This window comes from Achromobacter sp. Marseille-Q4954 (assembly GCF_943737025.1).
Classification (GTDB): Bacteria; Pseudomonadota; Gammaproteobacteria; order Burkholderiales; family Burkholderiaceae_B; genus Achromobacter; species Achromobacter bronchisepticus_A.
The window spans coordinates 3,248,557-3,275,476 of the sequence record NZ_CALSFQ010000001.1 but is presented as its reverse complement, the minus strand read 5'-3'; the positions used below and the strand labels follow the sequence as shown (position 1 = coordinate 3,275,476).

23 protein-coding genes are annotated in these 26,920 nt (G+C 66.8%); 16 read left to right on the top strand and 7 right to left on the bottom strand.

The features are described 5' to 3' along the window. The first annotated feature begins 2 nt into the window (after nt 1–2). Nucleotides 3–737, top strand: coding sequence for a cytochrome c biogenesis CcdA family protein (locus tag NGK62_RS15370; protein ID WP_251879015.1), 735 nt, complete (start codon nt 3–5; stop codon nt 735–737). Between the two features lie 102 nt (nt 738–839). Beyond that, nucleotides 840–3,320: a heavy metal translocating P-type ATPase gene (locus NGK62_RS15365; RefSeq protein ID WP_251879013.1), complete on the top strand. Its 2,481-nt coding sequence runs from the start codon at nt 840–842 to the stop codon at nt 3,318–3,320. 45 nt (nt 3,321–3,365) lie between these two features. On the opposite strand, the gene NGK62_RS15360 is transcribed toward NGK62_RS15365, so the two are convergent. From NGK62_RS15360 to NGK62_RS15350, 3 genes are all read right to left on the bottom strand, one after another. Further along, a complete protein-coding gene (locus NGK62_RS15360; protein WP_251879010.1) occupies nt 3,366–4,892 on the bottom strand; it encodes an argininosuccinate lyase in 1,527 nt (508 codons plus the stop codon). A gap of 103 nt (nt 4,893–4,995) precedes the next feature. Next, complete coding sequence (locus NGK62_RS15355) at nt 4,996–6,009, bottom strand: NADP-dependent oxidoreductase (RefSeq protein ID WP_251879008.1); 1,014 nt, start codon at nt 6,007–6,009, stop codon at nt 4,996–4,998. 36 nt (nt 6,010–6,045) lie between these two features. Continuing rightward, a complete protein-coding gene (locus NGK62_RS15350; protein WP_251879006.1) occupies nt 6,046–6,654 on the bottom strand; it encodes an NAD(P)H-dependent oxidoreductase in 609 nt (202 codons plus the stop codon). Nucleotides 6,655–6,756: 102 nt separating this feature from the next. Between NGK62_RS15350 and NGK62_RS15345 the strand changes: the two genes are divergently transcribed. Both NGK62_RS15345 and NGK62_RS15340 read left to right on the top strand, forming a co-directional pair. Next, nucleotides 6,757–7,650 (top strand): LysR family transcriptional regulator, encoded by an 894-nt coding sequence (locus NGK62_RS15345; RefSeq protein ID WP_251879003.1) that lies wholly within the window; start codon nt 6,757–6,759, stop codon nt 7,648–7,650. A gap of 71 nt (nt 7,651–7,721) precedes the next feature. Next, nucleotides 7,722–8,630 (top strand): LysR family transcriptional regulator, encoded by a 909-nt coding sequence (locus NGK62_RS15340; protein WP_059371207.1) that lies wholly within the window; start codon nt 7,722–7,724, stop codon nt 8,628–8,630. A 16-nt stretch (nt 8,631–8,646) separates the two neighbouring features. Here the strand turns inward: NGK62_RS15340 and NGK62_RS15335 are convergent, their stop codons facing one another. Beyond that, nucleotides 8,647–10,185 carry an AMP-binding protein gene (locus NGK62_RS15335; protein ID WP_118931551.1) on the bottom strand — a complete coding sequence of 513 codons (1,539 nt, stop codon included), beginning with the start codon at nt 10,183–10,185 and terminating at the stop codon, nt 8,647–8,649. Between the two features lie 297 nt (nt 10,186–10,482). Between NGK62_RS15335 and NGK62_RS15330 the strand changes: the two genes are divergently transcribed. The 7 genes from NGK62_RS15330 to NGK62_RS15300 all read left to right on the top strand — a co-directional run bounded on the left by NGK62_RS15330 (nt 10,483) and on the right by NGK62_RS15300 (nt 18,874). Then, complete coding sequence (locus NGK62_RS15330; protein WP_251879002.1) at nt 10,483–11,241, top strand: class II aldolase/adducin family protein; 759 nt, start codon at nt 10,483–10,485, stop codon at nt 11,239–11,241. Between the two features lie 45 nt (nt 11,242–11,286). Continuing rightward, nucleotides 11,287–12,279 (top strand): ketopantoate reductase family protein, encoded by a 993-nt coding sequence (locus tag NGK62_RS15325; protein WP_251879000.1) that lies wholly within the window; start codon nt 11,287–11,289, stop codon nt 12,277–12,279. A 33-nt stretch (nt 12,280–12,312) separates the two neighbouring features. Continuing rightward, nucleotides 12,313–13,278, top strand: coding sequence for a Bug family tripartite tricarboxylate transporter substrate binding protein (locus NGK62_RS15320; RefSeq protein WP_118931549.1), 966 nt, complete (start codon nt 12,313–12,315; stop codon nt 13,276–13,278). A 44-nt stretch (nt 13,279–13,322) separates the two neighbouring features. After that, a complete protein-coding gene (locus NGK62_RS15315; protein ID WP_251878997.1) occupies nt 13,323–15,320 on the top strand; it encodes a flavin-containing monooxygenase in 1,998 nt (665 codons plus the stop codon). Next, nucleotides 15,321–16,181 (top strand): patatin-like phospholipase family protein, encoded by an 861-nt coding sequence (locus NGK62_RS15310; RefSeq protein WP_251878995.1) that lies wholly within the window; start codon nt 15,321–15,323, stop codon nt 16,179–16,181. A 156-nt stretch (nt 16,182–16,337) separates the two neighbouring features. Further along, on the top strand, nt 16,338–17,537 hold the full coding sequence (locus NGK62_RS15305) for a benzoate/H(+) symporter BenE family transporter (RefSeq protein ID WP_059371200.1): 1,200 nt from the start codon (nt 16,338–16,340) through the stop codon (nt 17,535–17,537). Between the two features lie 38 nt (nt 17,538–17,575). Next, entirely contained in the window at nt 17,576–18,874 is a 1,299-nt protein-coding gene (locus NGK62_RS15300; protein ID WP_165867765.1) for a serine hydroxymethyltransferase, read from the top strand. 6 nt (nt 18,875–18,880) lie between these two features. On the opposite strand, the gene pdxR is transcribed toward NGK62_RS15300, so the two are convergent. Then, nucleotides 18,881–20,374: a MocR-like pyridoxine biosynthesis transcription factor PdxR gene (pdxR, locus tag NGK62_RS15295; RefSeq protein ID WP_251878993.1), complete on the bottom strand. Its 1,494-nt coding sequence runs from the start codon at nt 20,372–20,374 to the stop codon at nt 18,881–18,883. A gap of 131 nt (nt 20,375–20,505) precedes the next feature. On the opposite strand from pdxR, the gene serC reads away from it, so the two are divergent. Both serC and NGK62_RS15285 read left to right on the top strand, forming a co-directional pair. Further along, the gene (gene serC / locus NGK62_RS15290) at nt 20,506–21,588 is read left to right on the top strand and encodes a 3-phosphoserine/phosphohydroxythreonine transaminase (RefSeq protein ID WP_251878992.1); all 1,083 of its coding nucleotides are present in this window, start codon (nt 20,506–20,508) and stop codon (nt 21,586–21,588) included. Nucleotides 21,589–21,629: 41 nt separating this feature from the next. Further along, nucleotides 21,630–22,535, top strand: coding sequence for a LysR family transcriptional regulator (locus NGK62_RS15285; RefSeq protein WP_118931543.1), 906 nt, complete (start codon nt 21,630–21,632; stop codon nt 22,533–22,535). Nucleotides 22,536–22,548: 13 nt separating this feature from the next. Here NGK62_RS15285 and NGK62_RS15280 read toward each other — a convergent pair whose 3' ends face one another. Both NGK62_RS15280 and NGK62_RS15275 read right to left on the bottom strand, forming a co-directional pair. Further along, nucleotides 22,549–23,511 (bottom strand): Bug family tripartite tricarboxylate transporter substrate binding protein, encoded by a 963-nt coding sequence (locus NGK62_RS15280; protein WP_251878990.1) that lies wholly within the window; start codon nt 23,509–23,511, stop codon nt 22,549–22,551. Continuing rightward, nucleotides 23,508–24,389, bottom strand: a complete 882-nt coding sequence (locus NGK62_RS15275) for a dihydrodipicolinate synthase family protein (protein WP_059373849.1) — start codon at nt 24,387–24,389, stop codon at nt 23,508–23,510. Before NGK62_RS15275 ends, NGK62_RS15280 begins: the two co-directional genes overlap by 4 nt. A gap of 173 nt (nt 24,390–24,562) precedes the next feature. Between NGK62_RS15275 and NGK62_RS15270 the strand changes: the two genes are divergently transcribed. The 3 genes from NGK62_RS15270 (at nt 24,563) to NGK62_RS15260 (ending at nt 26,875) form a co-directional block, all read left to right on the top strand. Continuing rightward, nucleotides 24,563–25,009 carry a cupin domain-containing protein gene (locus NGK62_RS15270; RefSeq protein WP_059373850.1) on the top strand — a complete coding sequence of 149 codons (447 nt, stop codon included), beginning with the start codon at nt 24,563–24,565 and terminating at the stop codon, nt 25,007–25,009. 105 nt (nt 25,010–25,114) lie between these two features. Then, nucleotides 25,115–26,086, top strand: coding sequence for a tripartite tricarboxylate transporter substrate binding protein (locus NGK62_RS15265; RefSeq protein ID WP_251878988.1), 972 nt, complete (start codon nt 25,115–25,117; stop codon nt 26,084–26,086). 45 nt (nt 26,087–26,131) lie between these two features. After that, nucleotides 26,132–26,875 (top strand): GntR family transcriptional regulator, encoded by a 744-nt coding sequence (locus tag NGK62_RS15260; protein ID WP_251878986.1) that lies wholly within the window; start codon nt 26,132–26,134, stop codon nt 26,873–26,875. Nucleotides 26,876–26,920 lie beyond the last annotated feature (45 nt).

Below are 26,920 nucleotides of genomic sequence, written 5' to 3'. Positions count from 1 at the left end.
TCATGCTTGACCTGTCCCTCATCGGTTTCGCCACTGCCTTCATCGCAGGGACCGCGTCGTTCCTGTCGCCTTGCGTGCTGCCGCTGGTGCCAGGCTACCTGTCCTACATCGCGGGCGGATCCGGCGCGTCCGCGGACGATGGCCGCACGCTGCGCTGGCGCATGCTGGGGCTGGCGGCCTGCTTCGTGGCCGGCTTCTCTGCCGTCTTCGTCATCTTCGGCGCCAGCGTCACGGCGCTGAGCCGCCTGCTGCTGTCCTACCGCTACGAACTGAACCTGGCCGCAGGCGCCATCATTGCGCTGGCGGGCCTGATGCTGCTGGGCGTGCTGCGCCTGCCCGCCTGGGCCCAACGCTACTACCGGTTCGATCCGGCGGGCAAGGGCAGCCCCGGCAGCGCCGCCGTTCTGGGCCTGGCGTTCGGCTTCGGCTGGACCCCTTGCATCGGCCCGATCCTGGCCGGCATCCTGGCGCTGGGCGCGGCGTCAGCCAGCGTGGGCCAGGGCGTGGCCCTGCTGGGCGTCTATGCGCTGGGGTTAGGCGTCCCCTTTTTAGCCGCAGCCTGGTTCATGAGTCCGTTCCTGCGCCGCATGCAGGGTTTGAAGCGCGCCGGCCGGATCCTGCGGATCCTGACCGGGCTGATCCTGATCGTGATGGGCTGGGCCATCGCCACCGGCCAATTGGCCCGTTTCGCCATCTGGATGCTGCTGACCTTCCCCGCCTTGGGCAGGCTGGGCTGAGCCAGGTCAAAACCCGTCCGATCAAACGCTTGACCTTGACATCATTGGAATCTTTATAGTGACACCCATCAGCAGGAAATTCCAAGTTTTCAAGGAGCGGATATGAGTGCCATCCCAGCAGACAGCGTCGCGGTCAGCCTGCCTATCGAAGGCATGACCTGCGCCTCGTGCGTGGGCCGGGTCGAAAAGGCCTTGAAGGCCGTGCCGGGCGTCAACCAGGCCAGCGTCAACCTGGCGACCGAACGCGCCGACATCACGTTTGCAGGCACGCCGGACGTTGCCGCCGCCGTGCAGGCGGTGCAGAAGGCGGGTTATGCCGTCGCCGAAACCACGATCGAACTGTCCGTCACCGGCATGACCTGCGCCTCGTGCGTGGGCCGCGTCGAAAAAGCCCTGAAGGCGGTGCCCGGCGTCAGCAGCGCCAGCGTCAACCTCGCCACCGAGCGCGCCAGCATCACCGCAGCCGGCGGCGTGCCCGCCAGCGCCCTGATCCAGGCCGTGGCCAAGGCCGGCTACGAAGCGAAGCCGCTGGCCGCCGAAGCCAGCGACACCGACGCCGTGGCCGAACGCCAGGCCGCGGAACTGAAGTCGCTCAAGCGCGCCCTGACCGTGGCCACGATCTTCGCGCTGCCCGTGTTCATCCTGGAAATGGGCGCGCACATCGTGCCGGCGTTCCACCACGTCATCGCCGAAACCATCGGCACGCAGAACAGCTGGTACCTGCAATTCGTGCTGGCCAGCATCGTGCTGTTCGGCCCCGGCCTGCGCTTCTTCAAGAAGGGCATCCCCGCGCTGCTGCGCGGCGCGCCCGACATGAACTCGCTGGTCGCGGTGGGCACCTCCGCCGCCTATGCCTATTCGGTGGTCGCCACCTTCGCCGCCGGACTGCTGCCCGCCGGCACCGTCAACGTCTATTACGAGGCCGCCGCGGTCATCGTGGCGCTGATCCTGCTGGGCCGCTACATGGAGGCGCGCGCCAAGGGCAATACGTCCGAAGCCATCAAGCGCCTGCTCGGGCTGCAAGCCAAGACCGCGCGCGTCGTGCGTAACGGCACGACGCTGGAACTCGCCATCGAGGAAGTGGTGGCGGGCGACCTGATCGAAGTCCGCCCCGGCGAGCGCATCCCGGTGGACGGAGAGGTCGTGGAAGGCAACAGCTACATCGACGAGTCCATGATCAGCGGCGAACCCGTGCCGGTCGAAAAGCAGCCCGGCTCCGAAGTGGTCGGCGGCACCGTCAACCAGAATGGCGCGCTGACGTTCCGCGCCACCAAGGTCGGCGGCGACACGCTGCTGGCGCAAATCATCCGCATGGTCGAACAGGCGCAAGGCTCCAAGCTGCCGATCCAGGCCTTGGTGGACCGCATCACGATGTGGTTCGTGCCTGCCGTCATGGCGGCCGCCGTCCTGACCTTCATCATCTGGCTGACGTTCGGCCCCGACCCCGCCCTGACCTTCGCGCTGGTCAATGCCGTGGCCGTGCTGATCATCGCCTGCCCCTGCGCCATGGGCCTGGCAACGCCGACCTCCATCATGGTGGGCACGGGCCGCGCCGCGCAGATGGGCGTGCTGTTCCGCAAGGGTGAAGCGCTGCAGTCGCTGAAGGACGCCCAGGTCGTGGCCGTGGACAAGACCGGCACGCTGACCAAGGGCCGCCCCGAGCTGACCGACCTGATCGTCGCGCCGGGCTTCGAACGCGCCGCCGTGCTGGGCAAGGTCGCCACCGTCGAAGCCAAGTCCGAACACCCGATCGCGCAAGCCATCGTGGACGCGGCGCGCGCCGAGAACATCGCGCTGGGCACGATCTCGCAATTCGAATCGATCACCGGCTTTGGCGTCAGCGCCCGTGTCGACGGCGACCTGGTCGAGATCGGCGCCGACCGTTTCATGCGCGAACTGGGCCTGAGCGTCGAATCCTTCGGCTCGGACGCCGCGCGCCTGGGCGACGAAGGCAAGACGCCACTGTACGCTGCCGTCAACGGCAAGCTGGCCGCCATGATCGCCGTGGCCGACCCCATCAAGGAAACCACGGCCGCCGCCATTCGCGCCCTGCATGACCTGGGCCTGAAGGTCGCCATGATCACCGGCGACAACCGCCGCACCGGCGAAGCCATCGCCCGCCAGCTTGGCATCGACGAAGTCGTCGCCGAAGTGCTGCCCGACGGCAAGGTCGCGGCGGTGCAGCGCCTGAAGCAGCAGTACGGCCCCATCGCCTATGTGGGCGACGGCATCAACGACGCGCCGGCCCTGGCCGAAGCGGACGTGGGCCTGGCCATCGGCACCGGCACGGACATCGCCATCGAAGCCGCCGACGTGGTGCTGATGTCGGGCGACCTGGGCGGCGTGCCCAATGCCATCGCCCTGTCCAAGGCCACCATCCGCAACATCAAGCAGAACCTGTTCTGGGCCTTCGCCTACAACGTGGCGCTGATCCCGGTAGCGGCGGGCCTGCTGTACCCGGTCAATGGCAGCCTGCTGTCGCCGGTGTTCGCGGCGGGCGCGATGGCCCTGTCCAGCGTGTTCGTCCTGAGCAACGCGCTGCGGCTGCGCCGCTTCGCGGCGCCCTTCCCGGCCCGCGGCTGAGCGGGACTTCCCGGCAGACGCCGGGAAGCGCCCTTCGTGCTGGTTCTACTGCTTCGGCGCGCTGGCCACCAGCGCGCCGAATTTCTTGTCCAGCTCCGCCAGCGCATCATTGATGTAGGCGCGGCGCGCCTTGATCCAGGCGTCCTGCTCGGCCAGCTGCGCGCGCGCTTCCTTCAGCATGCGGTCCATTTCAGCCGGTTGCGGACCGCCCGAAGTGGCGCGGTTCTTGACGATGGCCACGGGGTCCAGCGTCGAGCGGAACTCCGCCTCGCTCATCGGCAGTTTGTTGCCGTACTTCGAGTCCTTCATGGCGTCCGCATAGATGCGGCGCGCCTGTTCGTACGGAAAGTCCAGCGGCTTGATGTTGTTGGTCTTGGCGTAGCTGACGACCTCGGACGCGAAGTGGTGGCCGTCGCGGAACGGCAGCTTGTACTTGCGCATCAGCACGTCGGCCAGTTCCTGCGAAGCGGTCCAGTCGCTGTTCAGCTCCTCCAGCGCCCGCTCGGGGCTGAGAACCATCGCTTTCAGCACCCGGTCCCAGCGCTTGAGCGCCGAAATGCCGGCGTCCACCATGGCGGAATTCTGCTTCACGTCCTTCGGGTCGCTCATGCCGGGCGTGATGTTGTGCGTCTGCACCACCGGCCCCATGGCCAGCGTCACGGCGGTGGACGCATCGCTGCGGGTGTCGTTGAGCAAGCCCGGATTACGCTTCTGCGGCATGGCGCTGGACACGTAGGTATTGCCGCCGCCCTCTTCCAGCAGGATCCAGGGACGCGGCTGGGCGTACTGGGTCATCACGTCCTCGACGAAATTGCCCGTGCGCAACGCGATGCTGGTGACGATGGAGGCAACTTCCACCGGCTGGTCCATGGACGAGATCTGCGAGGCGTCATATGCGTTGTCCACCAGCGCGGCAAAGCCCAGGTATTGCGCCATGCGCTTGCGGTCCAACGGCCAGCTGGTGCCGTTGAGCACCGTCGTGCCCATCGGCGAACGGTCGATGCGCACGTAGGCCTCGCGGATGCGCTGGGCGTCGCGCGCCAGGCCGGCGGCCTGCCCCAGCAGATAGTGCCCATAGCTGTTGGGCTGCGCGGCCACGCCGTTGGTGTAGTTCGGCACGATGGTCGCGGCATGCTTTCCGGCCAGTTCCACCAGCGTGGTGGAGGTGGCGTTCAGCTGGGCCGCCAGGTCCAGCAGCTTGTCGCGCAGGATGGCGCTGCGGTAGGTCGCGTGCATGTCCTGGCTGGAGCGTCCCGCGTGCAGCAACGTCACGTCCTCGCCCGCCGCCTTGATCAGCAGCGGCTCGAAGGTAATGACGCTGGCCGGCCGCTTGGCGCCGGGCTGGTTGCCGTCGTTGATCACCTTGGCCACGCCGGCCGCCAGTCGCGGCGCCATGGACTTGTCCAGCAGCCCCTCGTCCGTGTTGATGACGGCGGTGGCCTTGTTGATCTCGCCCAGCCAGAAGAACGGATCGCGCGGCACGGAGGCCGCGGGCTGGGCTTGCTGGGCCGATGCCTGCGCGCCGAACGTAAAGGCAAGCGCGGCGCCCAGGGCGGGAAGTAGATGTCTCATGGCTGTCTCGTTAGGATGGCGAGCGGCCAGTTTATCGGCGGGCCTGGCGGCGGGAAATGGCGGATTTCACCGAGCCATCCGCCCGCATGTGCCGGCTGGATCTTCAGGACTTGGTCAGCCTGACCAGCATCTTTCCCGTGTTGGCGCCCTTGAACAACCCGATGAAAGCCTCGGGCGCACGCTCCAGCCCATCCACCACCGTTTCCCGCAGCTGCACCTGTCCGGCCTTGATCCACGCGCTCATCCGGGGGATGAATTCCGGCAGTACGTCGATGTGATCGGATGCGATCAGGCCCTGCAGCTTGATGCGCTTTTCAATGGCCGAAAACAGGTTGCGCACGCCGACGGCCGGCTTGCCCTCGTTGTAGCCCGAGATCATGCCGCACAACACGAAACGCGCATGATCGCGAGCCAGCGCCAGCGCGCTGTCCAGGTGGTCGCCGCCAACGTTGTCGAAGTAGATGTCGATGCCCTGCGGCGCGGCCTGCGCCAGCGCCGCGGTCAGGTCAGGCGCGTTGCGGTAGTCGATGACCGCGTCGGCCCCGGCCACGTCGCGCAGCCAGCGCGCCTTGTCCTCCGACCCCGCGGACGCCACCACGCGCAACCCCATCTGCTTGGCCATCTGGACCACCACGCTGCCGACCGCGCCGCTGGCTGCGGACACGAAAATGGTCTCGCCTGCTTGCGCCTTGGCGATCCGCGTCAGCCCCACGTAGGCCGTCAAGCCCGGAAAGCCCAGCGCGCCCAGATAGGTTTGCAAGGGAATGCCGTCGTCGGCGACAGGGGTGGCGTGCGCCGCGTCGATCAGCGCGTGCTCGCGCCACCCGGCGAAATGCACCACGCGGTCGCCTGTGGCGAAGCGCGGATCGGCGCTCTGCTCGACCACGCCAACCGCCGCGCCGTCCATCACCTGATCCAGCGCGAACGGATCGATGTAGCTCTTGCGTTCATCCATGCGGCCGCGCATGTACGGATCTACCGACATCCACAGATTGCGGACCAGGATCTGCCCCGGCTTGGGCGCGGGCAGCGTTGTTTCGACCAGCGCGAAGTCGGCTGGCGTGGGCAGCCCCGTGGGGCGATGCTTCAAGTGGATTTCCCGGGTGGCGATGGACATGACGGACCTCATTGAAAAGAGTAGGAAGAGAAAGGGTCAGCGCGCGGCTCGTGAGCCAGGCGCCGCGTACGACAAGCCGAGCGCGTGCGCATCCGACAGGCCGCGCACGCGCGCCTCGTCGTCACCGCTCTCGACATCAAGAAACAGGTGCGTGCGCACATCGCTCACGCCGCTGTAATGGAAGACCCCGTGTTCGATCTGCGTGGCAATCGCGGCGCGGTAGCCGCGCCCGTCATAGGCTTGCGCGCCGGCGCCGCCGGTCGCGATCAGGCGCACGCGCTTTCCGGCCAGCCGGCCGGGCTGCCCGTCGCCGACGCCGAAAGCCCATCCCTTGGTGAACACGCGATCGATCCAGCCCTTGACCAGCGCCGGCATGCTCCACCAGTAGACCGGGAACGCCAGCACGATCAGGTCGGCGGCCTCCACCCGCAATTGCTCACGCCGCACGTCGCCGGGCAAGTTGCCGTTGCCGCGATAGAAGGCCAGGTCGGCCGCGGTCATGCGCGGGTCGAAGGACTCCGCGTCCAGGTCCGCCCAGACGACGCGGGCCCGGCCGCCAGCCTGGACGCCGGCCAGGTAGCGCTCGGCAAGCGTGGCGGAGTAAGAGCCAGCAGGCGCGCTGGCGGCGATAACCAGGATGTTCATGTCGGCCCTTTGTGTCGCGATGACGATGAGCCATTGAATCATCTACCCATCAGATAAAATAGTTCAATATTTCGTTAAAACCTATCTAAACGGTAGATATATATGCCGCCTCGGATTTCGCTGGAGCAATGGCAGGCCCTGGTCGCCGTGGTGGACGCGGGCGGCTATGCCCAGGCCGCCGACGCGCTCAGCAAATCGCAGTCGACCATCAGCTACGCGATCCGCCAGATCGAGGAGCGGCTGGGCGTGGCCGTGTTCGCCATGGACGGACGCAAGGCCTTGCTCACGGACGACGGCAAGATCCTCTACCGGCGCGGCAAGTCGCTGGTGGGCGAGGCCCAACGCCTGGAACGGGCGGCGGCCAATCTGGCCAAGGGACGGGAGCAGATGCTGACGCTGGCCGTGGAAAGCCTGTTCCCGACGGACCTGCTGTTGCGCTGCCTGGACAGGATTGCCGGCGAGTTCCCCGAGACACGCATCGAACTTCACGAATCAGTGGTCGGCGGCACGGATGAACTGTTGCTCTCGGGCGAGGCCGACCTCGCCATCTGCGCCGACCACATTCAGGCCGGCCATGTCGGCGACGCGCTGCTGCGCTATTGCGCGATCGCGGCGGCCGCGCCATCGCATCCCCTGCACCAGATGAACCGTCCGCTGTCGCTCGAAGACCTCAAGGCGCATCGCCATCTGGTGATCCGCGACAGCGGCCGCCAGCGCGTGCGGCCCAGCGTCTGGGACGTCGCCGAGCAGCGCATCACCGTCAGCCACAAGAGCACGTCGATACGCGCGGCGTGCATGGGCATGGGCTTCGCGTGGTATCCGCAGGACTGGATCCGCGAACAGTTGGCCTCGGGCGAATTGAAGCCGCTGCCGCTGCTGGATGGCGCGCAGCGCTGGGGCGCGCTGTACCTGGTCTACCCCGATCCCGATGCGGCGGGGCCAGCCGCGCGCCGCCTGGGCCAGATACTGCGCGAAGAGAGCCAGAAATCCGAATGAAACCGCGGCGCGGGCAGCCCGTCCGCGTCCTTTGGCCTTAACATACCGCCCAAAAACCACACCATGCGCCCATGCCCCGTCCGAATCTGACCAACGCCGAAACCCTGTGCCAGATCGCCAAGCTGGGCAGTTTCCGCGCCGCAGCCGAACGGCTGCACACTTCCCAACCCGCCGTCTCGGCGCGCATGAAGGAGCTGGAGCAGTCGCTGGGCTTTCCTCTCTTCGAGAAGCGCGGCCGCCGGCTGGAACTTACGGTGCCCGCGCGCCGTTTCGTCGAACGCGTGGAACCGCTGCTGCTGGCAGTGGAAGACGCCTTCACCGACGCGGAGGCCGTCAATAACGCTGCCGGCACGGTGCGCATCGGCATGGGCGAGATTTCCATGACCTGGTTTTCACGCGTGGTGCCCGAGCTGCGCCGCGCCCTGCCGCGCGTTTCCTACGAGATCGAGCTGGACCTCGCGGTCAAGCTGCAGGAGCACCTGACGTCCGGCGCGCTGGACATCGCGATCATGGCCAATCATCTGCGCGACGACCAGTTCATCTGCGAGTCGCTGGGTACGACCCGCATGTCGTGGATGGTCTCGTCCCGGCTGCTGAGCAACGCTGAAGGCCAGCCTCGCACCATGCAATCGCTACTGCAAACCGAGCCGCTGTGGTGCGTATCGCGCCCGTCGGGTTTCTTCGGACCGGCGCAGGACGAGCTGCGCGATATGGGCGCCAACCTGGACAACATCTGCAGCTGCAATCGCCTGAACAGCCTGATCGAAGTCGTCGAGGCCGGCGGCGGCATCGCGCAGTTGCCGGAAATGATGGTGGCCGAACAAGTTCGCGCCGGCACTCTGGTGCTGGTGGACCCGGCGCAGACGCCGCTGACGCTGGAGTTCACCATCGCCATCCACCGCAACCAGGGCCAGTCCGTCGTCCATCAGGTCGCCGAAGCCCTTGCCCGCCTGGGCAAGGCGGCTACCGGCCACGCCTGATGACTCGCGGCCGCGCTCAGGCGTCGAGCAGCGCGCGCTTCTGCACTTTGCCGCTGGCGTTGCGCGGCAACTCAGTCATGAACTGCACGTGCTCGGGTACCTTGAAATATGCGAGCCGCCCGGCGCAATAGGTCTTGATGGCATCCGCATCCGCCTGGTGCCCGGCGTGCAGCACGACGAAAGCCTTGACCGACTGGTCGCGCACCGGATCGGGTATGCCCACCACGGCCACGTCGCGCACGGCGGGATGCCCCATCAAGGCCTCTTCCACCTCCGCCGCCGAGATGTTCTCGCCAGCCCGCTTGATCACTTCCTTCTTGCGGCCGAAGAAAAAGAAGTTGCCCTTGGCATCCTGGTAGCCGAGGTCCCCCGTGTGCAGCCAGCCGCCCTCGAACACGGCCTGCGTCGCCGCCGGGTCGCGGTAGTAGCCCAGGGTCAGCGTGCGCCCAGGACGTCCGCGCACCACGATCTCGCCGACTGCGCCCACGGCCACCGGCCGGTTGTCGTCGTCGACCACGAACACTTCGCGGTCGGGCGTGGCGCGCCCGATGGACGGATAGGCCGAGGGCGAGGCATGCGGCTGCAAGGTGATGTAAAGCATGGTCTCGGACTGCCCGTAGCCGTTGCGCAACGGGATACGGAAACGCTCGATGAACGCCGCGATCTCGGCTTCCGAAATATTGATGGCATAGCCCGCGTACCGCACCTGATGCGCCGTATCGAAAGGCGTGGGCGGCTGGTTCAACAAGGTTCGGCACAGCATGCCGGACAGGCTGCATATCGTGATGCGGTGTTCGATGAGCTGGCGCAGGTAGCGCGTGGCGCTATAGCGTTCCCCGATCACCGCGGTGGCGCCCGCGGTCAGGCAGGACAGCACGGTTTCCTGGCAGTTGGCGTGGAACAGCGGCTTGTTGTTGAACACGCGGTCAGCGCGGCCTATGCCGCTGTTGGCCGCGCCCGCCTGGCCACACCAGAGCAGGTTGGCGTGCGTGAGCATCACCCCCTTGGGCCGCGCCGAAGTACCCGACGTGTACAGGATCTGCGCAAGGTCGTCGCTGCATAGCTCGGGCTCGCGGTAATCCGCGGACGTCGCCGCCAGCGCGCCGCTCACACCTTCCGGCCCCAGGCTGCCGCGCGCCACTGGCACGATTTCCGGGCCTTGATCCATCGCGTCGCGGACTTCGCGGATCAACGCTTCGTGCGCGGGCTCGACCAGCGCCAGCGCGGGCTGACAATGCTCAAGCTGATAGGCTACTTCCGGCGCAGTGAGATGGATGTTGCCGGCCACGATAACGGCGCCCGCCAGCATCAGGCCCATCCACAGCGGCACGTACTCTGCGGTGTTGCCCATGAAAACGAATACGCGGTCGCCCGGCTGCACGCCGCGCGCCTGCAAGCCCGCGGCGAATGCGCGGGCCGCCTCGCGCAACTGGATGAAGCTCAACTGGCTGATGTCGCCGTTCTGGTACTCATGCACGATCGCCAGCTTATGCCCGTGGCACAGCGCCTGTTCATCGAGCAAATCCGTGATCCCGCGGTTTCCTGCTGCGTCCATCCAGCCTCCGGCTTTTCTGATTTTTCAACGGCGCGCCGGCTCCTTGCGGCTGCGCCCATGAGTAGGAAAATCAGTATAGGTAGCGGCATTTCGCGGCACTAGCTAAACGTTTTTATGCATATCCATCAAGGTTTTTCATGCATGCCGGCAAGGCTGAATGATTGATGGGATTTATGCTTTTCCATCAAAACGTTTGCTTAGTCGCCAGCTGTCGGAAAACCTATACTCCGGTTCAAAGAGGCCACGCAGCAGAAGCGCCGGCCAGACCAAGAAGAATGCAAAACTGGAGGAGCTGCCGTGCAAGAGGCATCGATCAAGGACCAGGTTTCGGCCGAGGAATGGGCAGTGCGCGTAGACCTCGCCGCAGCCTATAACCTGGCTATCGAAATGCGTATGACCGACCACATCTATACGCATATCTCGGCGAGGGTTCCCGGCGCCCAGCCGCACTTCCTGATCAATGCCTACGGGCTGATGTTCAACGAAATCACCGCGTCCAACCTGGTCAAGGTGGACATAGACGGCGGCATCCTGCTGGACCAGACCGGCCTGGGCATCAACCCCGCCGGCTTCGTCATCCATAGCGCCATCCATCGCGTCCGCCACGACGCGGCCTGCGTCATGCATACGCATACCGCGGCCGGCATCGCGGTATCCGCGCAAGAGGCCGGCCTGCTCATGATTTCGCAGCATGCCATGCGCTTTCACAACCGCATCGGCTACCACGACTACGAAGGCGTCGCGCTCGACATGGACGAACAGCAGCGCCTGATCGCCGATCTCGGCCCCCACAGCGCGATGATCCTGCGCAATCACGGCCTGCTGGTCTGCGGCGCCAGCGTGCCAGACGCCTTCGACGCCATGTTCTATCTGGAGCGCGCCTGCCAGGCGCAGGTCGCGGCGCTGGCCGGCGGCCTGCCGCTGGTAACACCCTCCGCCGCAGTTGCCGAGAAGGTCGGCCGCCAGTTCGACCGCCTCGACCGTCCGTCCCGCCACAAGCACTGGCCTCCCCTGCTCCGGCTGCTGCAACGCATCCGGCCCGAATACCAGGAATAGCGGCAACCGCGCCGCCCCCTGGCGGCCACTTTTCGTAGAGTAGAAATGGAAGATGCTCATCAATGCCGCGTCGCGGTATATGGTGCGGGCGCGATCGGCTGTCTGCTCGCCGCGCGCCTGGCCCAGGCTGGCTGCGAGGTGACCATGATCGCCCGCGGACAAACGCTGGCCGCCCTGCGGCAACATGGCGTCGGCTTGACGGCTGACGGCGCCACGCGCCACTACCCGGTGCGCGCCACCGACGATCCGCGTCAGGTGCGCGGCGCGGACTACCTGATTCTTGCGGTCAAGCAACAGGCGCTGGACGATATCGCCGCGCACCTGGCGCCGATGCTGGCGCCGCAAGGCGTCGTGGTGCCGGCCGTAAACGGCATCCCCTGGTGGTATCTGCCCACGCTGGACAGCCCGCTGGGCAATATGCCACTGCAAACGGTGGATGGCCGCGGTGCCCTCAGGCAAGCGCTGCCATTGGAGCGGGTGCTGGGCGCCGTGGTGTACATCGCAGCGAACGCCACCGCGCCTGGCATCACGGCCCAGAACGCACGCAACACTCTCATACTCGGCGAACCGGACGGCTCCAGGTCTGCGCGGGCCGACCGGCTCGCCGGACTGTTGCAAGCTTCAGGCCTGCAATGCGAGGTCAGCGGCGACATCCACCAAGCGGTCTGGGTCAAGGCGATGGGCAATGCCACCTTTAACCCCTTGAGCGTGCTGGCCCACGCCACCATGGAGGCCATGGTTCGCGATCCCCATCTCGGCAAACTGGCGCGCGCCATGCTGGGCGAGTACCTGGCGCTGGGCCAGGCGCTCGGGCTTGCGCTGCCGGTGACGGTCGAGCAACGCATGCAGGCAGCCGCCAGCGCGGGCGCCGCCCAGACCTCGATGTTGCAGGACGCGCTGCAAAACAAGCCGTTGGAAATCGACGCCATCGTCGGCGCCATGATCGAGATCGCAGCAAAGCTGAACCTGGACATGCCCCACGCCAACACGGTCTGGGGATTGATCCGGCACCGGAGCCTCAGCGCAGGCGCCATCTGAACACCCCACCTAGAAAACCACAGGAGACAATCCATGAAATGGCTATCGCATTGCCTGGCCGCAACCCTGATCTGCACGGGCGCAGCCGCCCACGCCCAGGACTATCCCAACAAGCCCATCAACATCGTGGTGCCCTTCACGCCGGGCGGCGTCACCGACGTGATGACCCGGCAGGTCGCGGCCAAGCTGCAGGCAGATCTGGGCCAACCGGTGGTAGTGGTCAACAAGCCCGGCGCCGGCACCATGATCGCCTCGGCCTATGTGGCCAAGGCGCCGGCCGACGGCTATACGCTGCTGATGGCGGCATCGTCCCTGGGCATCGCTCCCAGCCTGTACAAGAACACCGCGAACTATGACCCGGTCAAGGATTTCCAGCCCGTTTCGCTAATCGCCAGCGTGCCTCACGTGCTGGTGACGGGCAAGCAGGTGCAGGCGTCCAGCGTGAAGGAATTGATCGCCACGCTCAAGAAAGACGGCAAGTCGGCGACCTTCGCCTCTTCCGGCAACGGCACGTCCAACCACCTGGAGGGCGAGCTGTTTGCCGCGCTGACCGGCCTGAAGATGACCCACATCCCCTACAAGGGCAGCGTTCCGGCGCTGACCTCCTTGGCAGGCGGTGAAGTCGACATGCTGTTCGTGGACATCGCGGCCGCGCAGCCCTTTCTCGACAGCGGCAAGGTACGGCCGCTCGCCGTCACCACCAAGACGCGGTCCTCGGTGCTGCCCGACCTGCCCACGGTCGAGGAATCCGGCCTGCCCGGCTACGACGCCATGCCCTGGCTGGGGATCGTGGCCCCGGCCGGCACGCCGCCCGCGGTCGTCGCGAGGCTGCAAGCATCCCTGCAGAAGATGAAGGCGGCGCCCGACGTGCAAGAGCAGTTCAAGAAAATGGGCCTGGACGCCCTGTTCACCAAGCCGGGCGATTTCGGCGCCTTCATCGTCAGCGACAGCGCCAAATGGGCCGAGTTGATCAAGAAGTCCGGCGCAACCGCCGAGTAGGCCAACACCCCCAACCCCCACGCCATTCCAGGAAGGACCCTTACATGCATCGCGATACTCCGGCCCCGGCAAAACCGCTCGGCAACGACGTGTGGGAGGCCACGCTCAAGCGCGCGCTGGCCAGCGCCAACATCCCCACCTTGCTCATGGTGCTGGTGCACCTGACGGGCGACACGCAGTGGCTGTCCGAACGCTACCAGTGTTCGCGCATCCGTGGCCTCGAAGACAACGACCCCGGCGGGCTGCCGCAAGCCGTGCAGGAGGAAATCCGTGAAGCCGCGTACTCGGCCATCCTGCGCAGCCGCAGCGGCCATCCGCCCAGACTGCCAGCCCCCACGCACGAACAGCTGGTCGCGATGCTGCGCACCAGCATCGGGGAAACCGTTCCCGACTCGTACGGCCCCATGATCGCCGCTTGGCTGGGACTGGATCCGGACTTCGCGCTGGAGCAACGCAATGCGTTCCGGGTGCCGCGAGGCTATCGGGTCCTGGTCATCGGCGCCGGCGTGGCCGGCCTGTGCGCCGCGATCCGCCTGCAAGGCGCGGGCATTCCTTATGTCGTGATCGAGAAGAACGCCGAAGTCGGCGGCACCTGGTACGAGAACCGCTACCCCGGCGCGGGCGTGGACACCCCCAACCACATCTACTCGTACTCGTTCGCCAAGCACGACTGGTCGCGCTACTTCGCCCTGCAAGGCGAGATCCAGGGCTATTTCGAAAGCGTCGCCGACCAGCATGGCGTGCGCTCCAACATCCGCTTCAACACGCGCGTGGAGTCCGCCCGCTACGACGAAGCCGCACTGTGTTGGAACGTACGCACGGTCGGGCAGGACGGCCAGGTCCAGGACTATGTGGCGGACATCGTCATCAGCGCGGTCGGTCTGTTGAACGTACCCAAGCTGCCCCCCATACCCGGCCTGGAGAGTTTCAAGGGCCCCTGCTTCCATACGGCGAACTGGCCGAAAGGCCTGGACCTGCGCGGCAAGAACGTGGGCATCATCGGCAACGGCGCCAGTTCCATGCAGGTCGTGCCCGCCATCGCCGACCAGGTCCGCTCCCTGACCGTGTTCCAGCGCTCCAAGCAATGGGCCGCGCCGTTCGAGAAATTCCAGAAGCCCGTGCCAGAGGACGTCCGCTTCCTGCTGCGCGAGGTACCGTATTACCAGGAGTGGTATCGCCAACGCCTGGCCTGGATCTTCAACGACCGGGTCCACGCGACGCTGCAAATCGATCCGCAATGGCCGCACCCCGAGCGCGCCATCAATGAGATCAACGACAAGCACCGCGAACACTTCACCAGCTACATCAAGGCGGAACTCGGCGAACGCCAGGATCTGCTGCCCGACGTTCTGCCCGACTATCCGCCCTTCGGCAAACGCATGCTGATGGACAACGGCTGGTTCCGAACCATGGCGCGGGACCATGTCGAGTTGGTCACTGGCGGCATCGCGCGGGTCACGGAAAACGCAGTGGTGAGCGACAACGGCCAGGCGCACGAACTGGACGTGCTGGTGGTCGCCACCGGTTTCGACGCGATCAATCTGCTGTCCTCGTTCAAGCTCTACGGCCGCGGCGGACGCTCGATCCGCGAGGCCTGGGACGAAAAGGGAGCCGAGGCCTTCATGGGAGTCGCGGCGCCCGGCTTTCCCAACCTGTTCATCCTGGCCGGTCCCAACACCGCCCTGGGCCATGGCGGCAGCGTCGTCGCCCTGCTGGAGACCCAGGTGCGCTATGTCATGGGCCTATTGCAGCAAGGACTGGACAAGGCCGGCGGACGCTTCGAGATCGAAGTCCGCAGGGACAGGCACGACGCCTATAACGCCCGCGTCCAGGCCGCCCACGACCGCATGATCTGGACCCACAAAGGCATGAGCAACTGGTATCGCAACGCGCATGGCAAGGTGGTGGCGCCCACCCCGTTCCGCAACGACGACTACTGGCACATGCTGCGCAAGACGGACATGGGCGACTACCACTACCGCCCGGCGTCTCGCGTGAATGAAGCCGAGCCGTCCGCATCCGACCGCGTCGAGATTGCCTGAATGCCACAAGCGCAGAAGAAGCGTTGCCTGGTGCTGGGCTGCGGCGGCGTGACAGGGCTGGCCTGGGAGATCGGCATTCTGGCGGGCCTGGCGCGCCACGACGTCGACCTCTGCTGCGCGGACTTGTTCATCGGTTGCTCCGCCGGTTCCGTCGCCGGCGCGCAACTGGCGCTGGGCGTCCCGCCCATGCAGCTGCTGGCGACGCAGCTGTGCGGGACAGGCGCCGAACAATACCGTCCGTACTCGCAACAGGCGGCTGACGACAAGAACCGCGAGCTGTACGGCAAAGTGGGCGCTGACCTGGGGCAGGCGCGCCGGCGCATCGGCGCCTATGCGCGGCGCTCCGCCACGCCCACACTGGCAGAACGCCGCGCCATCATCGCCTCCCGTCTGGGCGCAAGCGACTGGCCCTCCCGTCCATTGCTGGTGGTCGCGGTCGACACGGCCACCGGCGAAGGGCGCAGTTTCAGCGCCGCCGACCAGGTCGATTTCATCGATGCCATCGCCGCCAGCTGCGCCGTGCCGGGCGCCTGGCCAGCCGTGCCCATCAGCGGCGCGACCTATATGGACGGCGGCATCCGTTCCATGACCAATGCCGATATGGCGGCCGGCTACCAGCAGGTCGTGGTGCTGGCGCCGCTGGGTTATCGGGAAGGGAATCCTGTCAGCGGCCATCTGCGGCGCGAACTGCAGACCCTGTGCGAGGCCGGCAGCCTGGTCCACGCCGTGCTGCCCGACGCGGCCAGCGTACAGGCCATCGGCGACAACGTGCTGGACCCTGCGCGGCGCGCCGACGCCGCCGAGGCCGGGCTGCGCCAGGCATCGGCGATCGCGCAAGCCCTGCGGCAAGCGTGGCGCTGATCCTGTCCCGCATTCCGCGCAGCGCTTTTCCCGTCAGAAAGCGGTCTGCTCACTTTCCTGAATGTGGCAGGTATCGACATACCGCCAGCACCCTAGACTCCCCGTTCAAGCCCGGCCGCCACGCGGCCTGGCCCCACCACGAACGCGGAGTGAACCATGAACGCATCACCGGCTGGCCTTAGACCCGCCGATTTCTTTTCCCCCACCGTCGCAGCCCTGATCTCGGTGCTGGTGAACTACGGCGGCACCTTCGTGCTGGTGTTCCAGGCGGCGGAGCTGGCCAGGCTGACGCCGGCCCAGACCGCGTCCTGGGTGTGGGCGGTTTCCATCGGCGTCGGCATCACCGGCGCGCTGCTGAGCTGGCGCTACAAGGCGCCCGTCATCACGGCCTGGTCCACGCCAGGCGTGGCGTTCCTGGCGACCGTGATGCCGTTCACGCCCTACGGCGAGGTCATCGGCGCCTACATCCTGTCGGCGCTGGGCTTCATCGTGCTCGGCCTGTCCGGCGCATTCGAGAAGCTGGTTCGCATGATTCCGGGCGGCATCGCCGCCGGCCTGCTGGCCGGCATCCTGCTGCAATTCGGCGTCAATGCCTTCGGCGGGGCCAGCGCCGATCCGCTGCTGGTGATCGTGCTGGTCATCTCCTACGCCCTGCTCAAGCGCTACACCTCGCGCTTCGCGGTGGTCGGCATCCTGGTCATCGGCCTTGGGCTGCTCATCGCGCAAGGCCGCATCGACTTCTCGGCGGTCCACCTCAGTCTGGCCGCGCCGGTATTCGAGATGCCGCGGTTCTCGCTGCAGGCGCTGCTGGGCGTCGCCTTGCCGCTTTTCATCATCACGCTGACAGGGCAATACATGCCCGGCATGCTGGTGTTGCGCAACGACGGCTACCAGACCAGCGCGAATCCCATCCTCACCGTCACGGGCCTGGGCTCGCTCATCATGGCGCCCTTCGGCGCGCACGCCTTCAACGTCGCGGCGATCACCGCCGCGATCTGCACCGGCCGGGATGCGCATCCGGATCCGGCCAAGCGTTACCTCGCGGGCCTGGCCTGCGGCGTGTTCTACATCCTGGTGGGCACCTTCGGCGTCACGCTGGCGACCTTGTTCATGGTGCTGCCCAAGGCGTTCATCACCACGCTGGCCGGCCTTGCCCTGCTGGGCGCGATCGGCGGCAGCCTGGCCAACGCCATGGCCGACGCCCGCACCCGCGAAACCGCGCTCATCACCTTTCTGGCCACTGCCGCCAACGTCACGCTGCTGGGCGTGGGCGGCGCGTTCTGGGGCCTGGTCGCCGGCCTGACCGCGCACCTGCTGATCCATGGGGGCCAGCGAGCGCTGGCCGCCAATTCTTGACCTCCCGTCGCCACTTGCCAATCGAAACAGGAACCACCGTGACGAACACCGATCTTCCCGACAGCCTCGCGCTGCCTAGTGTCAACGCCCAGCCCCTGGCGCAGGCCGATCCCGGCATCTGGGGCGCCATCGACGCCGAACGGCGCCGGCAGAGACACTCGATAGAACTCATCGCCTCCGAGAACTTCGTCAGCCGCGCGGTGCTGGAAGTCCAGGGCTCCGTGCTGACGAACAAGTACGCCGAAGGCTACCCCGGCCGCCGCTATTACGGCGGCTGCGTCAACGCCGACGTGGCCGAGGAAATCGCAATCGAGCGCGCCACGCGTCTGTTCGGCGCCCGCTACGCCAACGTACAGCCCCACTCCGGCAGCCAAGCCAACCAGGCGGTCTACCTGGCGCTGCTGGCGCCCGGCGACAAGATCCTGGGCCTGGACCTGAAGGCGGGCGGACACCTGACCCATGGCTCCAAGGTCAACATGTCGGGACGCTGGCTGCAGGCGCTGAGCTACAGCGTCGATCCCGCCACGCACCGGGTGGACATGGACGAGGTCGAGCGCATCGCGCGCCAGGAAAGACCCAAGCTCATCATCGCCGGCGGCTCGGCCTACTCGCGCACGCTGGACTTCGCGCGCTTTCGCGCCATTGCCGATGAGGTGGGCGCGATCTTCATGGCGGACATGGCCCATTTCGCCGGCCTGGCCGCGGCCGGCGCGTATCCCTCGCCGGTGCCGCATGCGCACGTCACGACCACCACCACCCACAAGACCTTGCGCGGTCCGCGCGGCGGCATGATCCTGACCAACGACAGCGAGCTCGCCCGCAAGATCGATGCGGCCGTATTCCCGGGCCTGCAGGGCGGTCCGCTGATGCACATCATCGCCGCCAAGGCCGTGGCCCTGGGTGAAGCGCTGCAGCCCGCCTTCCGCACCTACGCCCACGCCGTGGTCGAGAATGCGCGCGTTCTGTGCCGCCGGCTGGCCGAAGGCGGCCTGTCCATCGTGTCTGGCGGCACGGACTGCCATCTGGGCGTGGTCGATCTGCGGCCCTGGGGGTTGGCCGGCAATACCGCGGAGCAAGCGCTGGAACAGGTTGGCATCACCTTGAACAAGAACGCCGTCCCCAACGATGCCGCCAAGCCTGCCGTCACCTCCGGCATACGCGTGGGCAGCGCCGCCTGCACGTCGCGCGGTATGGGGCCCGCCGAATTCCAGGAAATCGGCGACATGATCCTGGCCTTGCTGGGCGGCGTGCGCGCCGGGGCCGTCGACGCCCGCACGGAAAGCGCCATCCGCGAAGGCGTGGCCGGGCTGGCCAGGCGCTTCCCGCTGCCGTACTGAAGCGCCCTAGCGCTTCAGTGCATTCGACAGCCGCAGCACCGCGGCTTCGATCTCGTAGGCCGTCAGCGAGGCATAGCCCAGCAGCCAGCCCTGCTGCTTGTGATCGCCCGCATAGAGCCGGCTCAGTCCGGGCAGCCGCAGGCCTGCGGCCTCGGCCTGGCGGATGGTCTGTTCCTCGGACCATCCGCGCTCGAGCAGGCATGGGATCTGCAACCCTCCGGGAGGCCTGTAGGCCTGCACGACTCCGCCGAGCTGCTTGCCCAGCGACTCCAGCAACACCTGCCGTCGTCCCGCGTACAGTTTTCGCATGGCTCGCACGTGCGAGTTGTAATGGCCGTCGTCCATGAAGCGCGCCAGCGTCAGCTGCAGGATCTGCGGCGTATGCCCGTCCATGATGCTGCGCGCGCGGGCAAAGGCATCGACCAGGCCGGGCGGCAGCGCCATGTATCCCATCCTGAGGCCCGGATACAGCGTCTTGCTGAACGTGCCCAGGTAAAGAGTGCGCTGGTGCATGTCGAGCCCCTGCACGCAGGCTGTAGGCAGGCCGTCGTAGTGGAATTCGCTGTCGTAGTCGTCCTCGATGATCCACTTGCCGTGTTCCGCCGCCCAGCCGATCAGATCCAGCCTGCGCTCAAGCGACAACGTTACACCGGTGGGGTATTGGTGCGACGGCGTCACGTACACGCAGTTGGCGCCGCTGCGGTCCGCGCGCAGCAGGTCCATGCGTATGCCCTGCGCGTCGACGTCAATGGGCACGATGCGCGTTTCCGCGGATTCGAAGGCCTTGCGGGCGCCAAAGTAGCCGGGGTTTTCCATCAGGATGGGCTTGCCGGCGTCCGCCAGCAATTGCGCGCACAGGAACAGGGCCTGGCGGGTGCTGCTCAACACCAGCACCTGCTCGGGCAAGACCTTGGCGCCGCGCTCCAGGTTCAGGTAGGCGGCGATGGCGCGGCGCAAGGGCTCGGCGCCCTGCGGGTCGCCATGCAGCAGCACATGGCTGCGGTAGTCCTTCAGGACCTGGCGCTGCAACCGTTCCCAGACGTCGGTGGGAAAGGTGCGGGTTTCCGGCAGCCCCGTGGCGAACGCCTTGATGACCTGCTGGTCCGCGACCCCGCCGCTGTCCAGGATCATGCGCCCGCGCCGGCTCAGCCCCGCCCCTGCCGGTAGCGCGCCCAGCTTGCCATCCAACTTCGCACGCCTGCGCGCGGCGCCGCGCAGTTCGGTGCTCACGGTCTGCGACACGTAGCTGCCCGAGCCCTCGCGCCGCACGATGTAACCGTCGCGATGCAACTGCACATAGGCGTTCTCCACCGTATCGCGCGCCACCCCCAGCGATTTGGCCAATCCGCGGGTCGCGGGCAGCCTGAGGCCCGGCTCCAGCGCGCCGTCCAGGATCAGGGCGCGCAGCGCCCGCTGGATCCTCTGATGCAGCTCCAGGCGCTGGAGCTCCGCATCGTTCATGCGCATCTTCAGCGTATCCAGCTCGAAGGTCTTAGGCATGCGGTCTGCTCACAAGAAGAAAACTGGCCTGTCCGGGCCGGCCATTCTATCCGTAGACTCACCCCTTCGCCACGGCAACCGCGGGCGCAACCATGCAGGAGCCCGCGCCAGGCGCGGCAGGATCGGGAAACATGGCAAGGTCATACAACTTCAGCGCAGGTCCGGCGGCGCTGCCGCTGGAAGTGCTGCAGGAAGCGCACGAAGAGTTCTTCGATTTCGCGGGCACCGGCATGTCGGTGATGGAAATCAGCCACCGCTCGCGCGTGTTCATCGATATCGCGCGCCAGGCGGAATTGGACCTGCGGGCCATCCTGCAAATCCCCGACCGCTACAAGGTGCTGTTCCTGCAAGGCGGCGCTTCGCTGCAGTTCTCGCAGGTGCCGATGAACCTGCTGCGCGGCAAGGCGTCGGCGGACTATCTGCACACTGGACTCTGGTCCGGCAAGGCCATCGAGGCGGCGCGGCGCTACGGCAAGGTCCGCGTCGCGGCCAGCAGCGAGGCATCGGACTTCGACCGCATCCCCGCGCCCGGCGAATGGCGGCTTGACGCCGACGCGGCCTATCTGCACTACACCGAGAACGAGACGGCGCATGGCGTGCAGTTCCAGGCCGCGCCGGACGCATCCGTCCCGCTGGTGTGCGATGCCTGCTCCAGCCTGCTGTCCAAGCCGATTGACGTGTCCCGGCATGGTCTCATCTACGCCGCCGCACAGAAAAACATAGGGCCGGCGGGCGTCACGGTCGTGGTGGTGGACGAAGCCTTGCTGGACGGCGCGCTGCCCATTACGCCCGATGTGTTGAACTATGCGCACGCCGCGCGGGCGGACTCGATGCTCAACACGCCCGCCACCTTCTCCTGGTATCTGACCGGGCTGACGCTGCGTTGGATCCGCCGGACCGGCGGCATGGAACGCATCCATCAGGCCAACCAGGCCAAGGCCGGGCTGCTGTACCGCGCCATCGACGCCAGCGGCGGCTTCTACCTCAACAAGGTCCGGCCGGAATTCCGGTCCATCAACAACGTGCCGTTTTTCCTGGCCGATTCCGCCCTGGAGCCCCTGTTTCTGCGCCAGGCCGAGAGCGCCGGGCTGATGGGGTTGAAGGGACACTCCCACACCGGCGGCGTCCGAGCCAGTCTCTACAACGCGGTCGACCTGCCGGCGGCGGCCGCGCTGGCCGATTTCATGACGGACTTCCAGCGCACGCGAGGCTGAAGCCGGCGCGGCAGCCCTAAAAAAGACACGGGAAGACTGGCATGGATTTCAGGCAGCTCAGGCAGTTCGTGGTTCTGGCCACGGAATTGAACTATCGCAAGGCGGCCGCCCGGCTGCACATGACCCAGCCTCCGCTCAGCGTCGCCATCAAGCGGCTCGAAACCGAGATCGGCGCAGACCTCTTCGAGCGGGACCGCCTGGGCGTGCGCCTCACCGTCGCTGGCGGCGCCTTTCTGCGCGAAGCGAAGCGCCTGCTGGAAGGCGCCGACGCCGCACTGCAGGCCGCACGCGATGCGGCCGAAGGACGCATGGGTACGCTGCGGGTATGCGCGGTGCCCAGCGCCGCGTTGAACCTGCTGCCGCGCATCCTGCCCGAATTCGCACAGCGCTTTCCGCACATACGCCTGCGACTGACCAGCGGCAGCACCGTCGGCATCCTGGCGGGACTGCAGCGCGGCGAGCTGGACGCGGCATTCCTGGTGCCGCCCGCGTCCGGGGTGCCGGGCATCGCAATCACGGCCTTGCGGCGGGAGAGGCTGACGCTGGCCGTGCCTGCCGGCCATCGGATGGCGGGCATGAATAGCGCCAGGCTCTCGGACCTGGCGGACGAAACGCTGGTGACCCTGGCGCACTCCGACAGCCCGGGATTCGCGGGAGAGATCGTCGCGGCCTGCCAGCGTGCGGGATTCCATCCCCGAGTCCTGCAGGAATCGTCCCACGCCCTCATCAGCCTGCCGCTCATCGCCGCGGGCCTGGGCGTCGCCATCGTCCCGGCGGCGCTGCGCCGGATCGCCATCGACAACGTGGCTTATGTGGACCTCATGGACGTGGCCGGCGCGCCCTTGACCTACGCCATGGCGCTGGCGGCACCCGCCGAGTCCATGAATCCGGCGGTCCGCTGGTTCATCGACATGGCCCACGAGGTGCTGGGCGCGCAATCAGCCTGAGGCCCCCCGGGGCTTACTGCGCCGGTCGCGAAAGAATGCCCGCCCACTTTTTCTGTTCGGCCACGACCCGCTGCTCGAACGCCGCCTGCGATCCATCCACGGGTTCGCTGCCGCGCGCGTAGATCTTGTCCTGCACAGACGGGCTTTTTGCCACCGCGGCGATGGCCGTGTTCAGGCGCGCAACCACATCGGCCGGCGTGCCTTTGGGAACGGCAATGCCCGACAGCGATCCGCCTTCCACGTCCTTGCCCAGCACCTCCTTGACCGTAGGAATGTCAGGCAGGTTGGCCAGGCGTCGCGACGAAGTCACCGCGTAGGGCCGAATCTGCTTGGCCTCGACGAATCCCACCGCGGTAACGGCGGAAACGGCCGTCAGATCCGTGTTGCGGCTCATCACCGCCGTCATGGACTCCGATCCGCTCTTGTAAGGCACATGCAGCATCCTCACTCCGGTCGCCTGTTGCAGCAGCTCCAGGACTTGATAGTTGTCGGAACCTTCACCCGCCGTCGAAAACGCGATCTTGTCGGCCTGGGTCGACGCGGCCTTGATGATTTCCGGCAGCGACGCATACGGGCTGTCCGCGCCCACGGCCAGCACCGTGGGCGTATTGGCCAGCATGGCGACGTAGGTGAAGTCCTGGTTCGGATCGTAGGGCAGCTTCTTGTAGATCAACGGATTGACCGCGACCATGCCGTTGGTGATCACCAGCAGCGTGTAGCCGTCGGCGGGCGACTTCGCCACCGCGCCCGCGGCGATGGAACCGCCCGCGCCGCCGCGGTTCTCCACCACCACCGGCTGGCCCAATTCGCGCGTCAGCCCCTCGGCGAAGACCCGCGCCGTGGTGTCGGTCACGCCGCCCGCGCCGAACGGCACGATCAGGCGTATGGGCTGGTCGGGATATGGCCCCGCCCATGCCGCAGCCGGAAGCATTACACCCAACACAGCCGCCATGCAGCGGCGCAATCCCTTGTTCATCGCGTTATCTCCATTTTTTTGAGGATTTCAAGAAGCCGTCGTTCCAGGTCCGGGGCCAGCGGCGCCAGCGGCGCGCGCAGATGGCCGCTGTCCAGGCCGCGCAAGCGCAGGCCTGCGGCCACCGTCCGCGGCAGACCGTGGTCCATGAGAAAGTTCAAGAGATCGATCTGGCGGCCGAACCATTCGTCCGCGCCGCGCGCGTCGCCGGCCATGGCGCAGCGATACAGGTTCAGGGCGAATGACGCGCTGACGTTGGCCGACGCCGTGCACCAGCCCGCCGCCCCCTCCGCGAACCCGGTCCGCGCCATGCAATTCAGGCCGATGTACACCGCTGTCCGGTCCGGGCAGGCCGCGCGCAGCCGCGCGATCTTGGTCGGATCCGGACTGCTTTCCTTGATCATGGTGACGTTGGGCAGCTCGGCCAGCCGGGCCAGGAACTCCACGGGCAGGTCCATGCCCGTGGTGAACGGATTGTTGTAGACCATCACCGGTGTGGAGACCGATACGCAGACCTCGCGGTAGTAGGCGTGGATTTCGTCCTGGGTCAGCTTCCAGTAGGTGCTGGGCAATAGCTGCAAGGCTGCGGCGCCCGCGCGTTCGGCGTAGCGCGCGTGGCGCACCGTGCTGGCGGTACTCAGGCTGGACACGCCCGCGAGCACGGGCAGCCGCCCGCGCGCCGCCTGGATGACGGTGTCGATGACGGCCTCGCGCTCGCCGTCGTCCAGGTAAGGCAGGCAGCCGACGCTGCCCAGCGGCGCCAGCGCATGCACGCCCTCGCCGATCAGGCGCTCTACGTGCGCTTCCAAGAGCGCGTGGTCCACCCGCCCGCGTTCATCGCAAGGCGTCAGCAGGTAGCCGATGATTCCCTTCAAGTGCATCGCTCGTTCTCCATGTCGGCTTGCAGTCTAGGGAGGCCGCCCCGGCCGGTCCAATACCTATTTCCAGGGCGCCTGATAGCTCCCGCCCGCGCTGCCGCGCGAGCGAATCTTGTATCCAGTAATTCCCGCGCAAGGCCGATAGACTTTCCCGGCCACTCACCAAGGAGCAAGCCATGAGCAGCAATGACGTTCTCGACCACGCGCAGACCCACCACATGCCGGAGTACCGCAGGCCGGAGGACATGGAATGGGAAATGGGCCGGTTCAAGAACAAGACGAAGTTCCTCTTCCACACGCGGGCAGAACGCCCCACCGAACCCAACGCGGGATTTCTGCGCTATGAACCGGGCGCGGGCTTCCGTCTGCACAAGCATGACTTCGCCCAGGTCTGGTACGTGATCGAAGGGGAATTCAACATGGGCGGAAAGATGTACGGCCCCGGCACCGTGGTATTCCATCCGGACCCGCACATCGAGGAGGCCCTCAGCACCGAGACGGGCGGCACCTTGTTCTTCGTCCAGTATCAGGGTCCCACGACCGGCGGCCGGCCGGTGTACGAAGGCCGCATGAACATCAAGGGCGAGCCGCCCGCGATCACCGCGCAGGATCTGGAGCACTGACACGCGGTTCCCCGGGCGGCAGCCAGGACTGGCAGCCGCCCACGGCAGGACTGTCAAGACCGGCCCGCCCACCAAGAAATAGAACATTCCAAGGAGACAACCCTCATGCACGCACGATTTCTGCGCGCCAGCCTCGCGTCGTTGACGTTTTCGCTTGCCGCTCAGGCTCAGGCCCAGGCAGTAGTCGACTGGCCCGAGCGCCCCATCACGCTGGTCGTGCCGTTCGGCGCCGGCGGCATCACCGACCTCACCGCCCGCACCGTGGCCAAACAGCTGCAGGCCGAGCTCGGCAAGCCGGTAGTCGTGGAGAACAAGCCCGGCGCCGGCGGCAACATCGCCGCCGACATCGTGGCCCGGGCCAAGCCCGACGGCTACACGTTGATGGTGATCACCAACGGCATGGTCGCGGTCAATCCGCTCATCCACAAGCAGCTGAACTACGACGCGCTCAAGGATTTCGCCTACGTCTCCATGATCGCCAATACACCGCTGGCCCTGGTCGTGCCCCAAAGCTCGCCGATCCAGGACCTGCCGGCGCTGGTGGCGCGGGCCCGCAGCCGGCCGGATGCCGTCTCCTTCGCCAGCGCCGGACAAGGCACCTCGATACACCAGGTATTCGCCCTGATGCAGCAGCAGACCGGCGCCACGCTCATGCACGTGCCCTACAAGAGCGGCGCGGAAGCCGCCACCGCCCTGCTTTCGGGGGTGGTGGACGTGACGGCGGTCGAGACCGTGGTGGTCGGGCCGTTCATCCAGTCCGGAAGGATGCGCGCGCTGGGCGTGACCTCGGCACAACGGGTGTCGAACCTGGCTGACTTGCCCGCGGCCCGCGAAGCCCTGGGCGGCGATTTCGATGTAGGCTCGATATCCGGACTGGTAGCCCCCGCCGCCACGCCGCAGAGCATCCTCGACAAGCTGGAACAGGCGATGCAGGCGGTGGCGCAAAGCGAGGGCATGGCGCAGCTCCATGCGCAAGGCAGCCAGCCCATGCCTGCGGGATCGCAGGTCTTTCTGGAGCGCATGCGCCAGGAACAGCAGAAGTGGCGGCTGGTATTCTCCGCGGAGCCCGGGAAGTAGCCCGCGGAGAATAGCCGCAGCCGTCAAGAACAGGGGAGTCGGACCATGGATCGCATATATCCCGCCGCGGAAGAACTGGTGCAGCATCTGGTGGAGTCGATCTCCGCGAAGATCTTCAATGGCGCCTACGCGCCTGGGCAGAAGCTGCGGCAGGAGACCCTGGCCGAAGAATACGACGTCAGCCGCACGCCGGTGCGCGAAGCGTTCCGGCAGCTGGAGACCAAGGGCCTGATCGTGCAGCAGCCGCGCTACGGCGCCACGGTGGTGGCGCCGACCCTCAAGGACATAGGCGCGAATTACTGGCTGCGTGGCGAACTGGAGGGCATGGCGGCCGAGCTGGCGGCGCGCTGGATATCCGACGCCGATCTGCAAAGACTGCAGGGCGCGCACGCCGAATGCGCCGAGGCGGTCGCCGCGCTGTATGCCGAGGTCAACGCCGGCGGCGCGGCCGCGCCGCGCCAGGCCGCCGCGCCCATGCGGCATTGGGTGGTCAAGAACCAGGAGTTCCATGCCCTGATCTTCCGCGCCGCCGGCAATCCGTCGCTGGAGCGCATCATCAAGGACCTGCACACGGACTACACCAAGAACATCCTCAACATGACCGTGCTGGGCATGTACGAGACCCGCATGAAGAAGAACGTCGAACATCATGCCACCATCGTCGAGGCGCTGACGGCGCGCGACACCGCAGCGTCGCGCGCAGCCATGCGCACGCATATCCATGAGTCCGGCGAGTTCGTGGTGGACTGGCTGCAAAAGCGTCCCGCAGGCCGCAAGCCGCCACGGTAGCTGCGCCCCCGATTCGGCCGAAAGCCACGTGCTACCATGCCGGCG

Coding starts and splice junctions, on each gene's coding strand:
- NGK62_RS15370 (WP_251879015.1), top strand. CDS start 3: ATGCTTGACCTGTCCCTCATCGGTTTCGCCACTGCCTTCATCGCAGGG.
- NGK62_RS15365 (WP_251879013.1), top strand. CDS start 840: ATGAGTGCCATCCCAGCAGACAGCGTCGCGGTCAGCCTGCCTATCGAA.
- NGK62_RS15360 (WP_251879010.1), bottom strand. CDS start 4,892: ATGAGACATCTACTTCCCGCCCTGGGCGCCGCGCTTGCCTTTACGTTC.
- NGK62_RS15355 (WP_251879008.1), bottom strand. CDS start 6,009: ATGTCCATCGCCACCCGGGAAATCCACTTGAAGCATCGCCCCACGGGG.
- NGK62_RS15350 (WP_251879006.1), bottom strand. CDS start 6,654: ATGAACATCCTGGTTATCGCCGCCAGCGCGCCTGCTGGCTCTTACTCC.
- NGK62_RS15345 (WP_251879003.1), top strand. CDS start 6,757: ATGCCGCCTCGGATTTCGCTGGAGCAATGGCAGGCCCTGGTCGCCGTG.
- NGK62_RS15340 (WP_059371207.1), top strand. CDS start 7,722: ATGCCCCGTCCGAATCTGACCAACGCCGAAACCCTGTGCCAGATCGCC.
- NGK62_RS15335 (WP_118931551.1), bottom strand. CDS start 10,185: ATGGACGCAGCAGGAAACCGCGGGATCACGGATTTGCTCGATGAACAG.
- NGK62_RS15325 (WP_251879000.1), top strand. CDS start 11,287: ATGGAAGATGCTCATCAATGCCGCGTCGCGGTATATGGTGCGGGCGCG.
- NGK62_RS15320 (WP_118931549.1), top strand. CDS start 12,313: ATGAAATGGCTATCGCATTGCCTGGCCGCAACCCTGATCTGCACGGGC.
- NGK62_RS15315 (WP_251878997.1), top strand. CDS start 13,323: ATGCATCGCGATACTCCGGCCCCGGCAAAACCGCTCGGCAACGACGTG.
- NGK62_RS15310 (WP_251878995.1), top strand. CDS start 15,321: ATGCCACAAGCGCAGAAGAAGCGTTGCCTGGTGCTGGGCTGCGGCGGC.
- NGK62_RS15305 (WP_059371200.1), top strand. CDS start 16,338: ATGAACGCATCACCGGCTGGCCTTAGACCCGCCGATTTCTTTTCCCCC.
- pdxR (WP_251878993.1), bottom strand. CDS start 20,374: ATGCCTAAGACCTTCGAGCTGGATACGCTGAAGATGCGCATGAACGAT.
- serC (WP_251878992.1), top strand. CDS start 20,506: ATGGCAAGGTCATACAACTTCAGCGCAGGTCCGGCGGCGCTGCCGCTG.
- NGK62_RS15285 (WP_118931543.1), top strand. CDS start 21,630: ATGGATTTCAGGCAGCTCAGGCAGTTCGTGGTTCTGGCCACGGAATTG.
- NGK62_RS15280 (WP_251878990.1), bottom strand. CDS start 23,511: ATGAACAAGGGATTGCGCCGCTGCATGGCGGCTGTGTTGGGTGTAATG.
- NGK62_RS15275 (WP_059373849.1), bottom strand. CDS start 24,389: ATGCACTTGAAGGGAATCATCGGCTACCTGCTGACGCCTTGCGATGAA.
- NGK62_RS15270 (WP_059373850.1), top strand. CDS start 24,563: ATGAGCAGCAATGACGTTCTCGACCACGCGCAGACCCACCACATGCCG.
- NGK62_RS15265 (WP_251878988.1), top strand. CDS start 25,115: ATGCACGCACGATTTCTGCGCGCCAGCCTCGCGTCGTTGACGTTTTCG.
- NGK62_RS15260 (WP_251878986.1), top strand. CDS start 26,132: ATGGATCGCATATATCCCGCCGCGGAAGAACTGGTGCAGCATCTGGTG.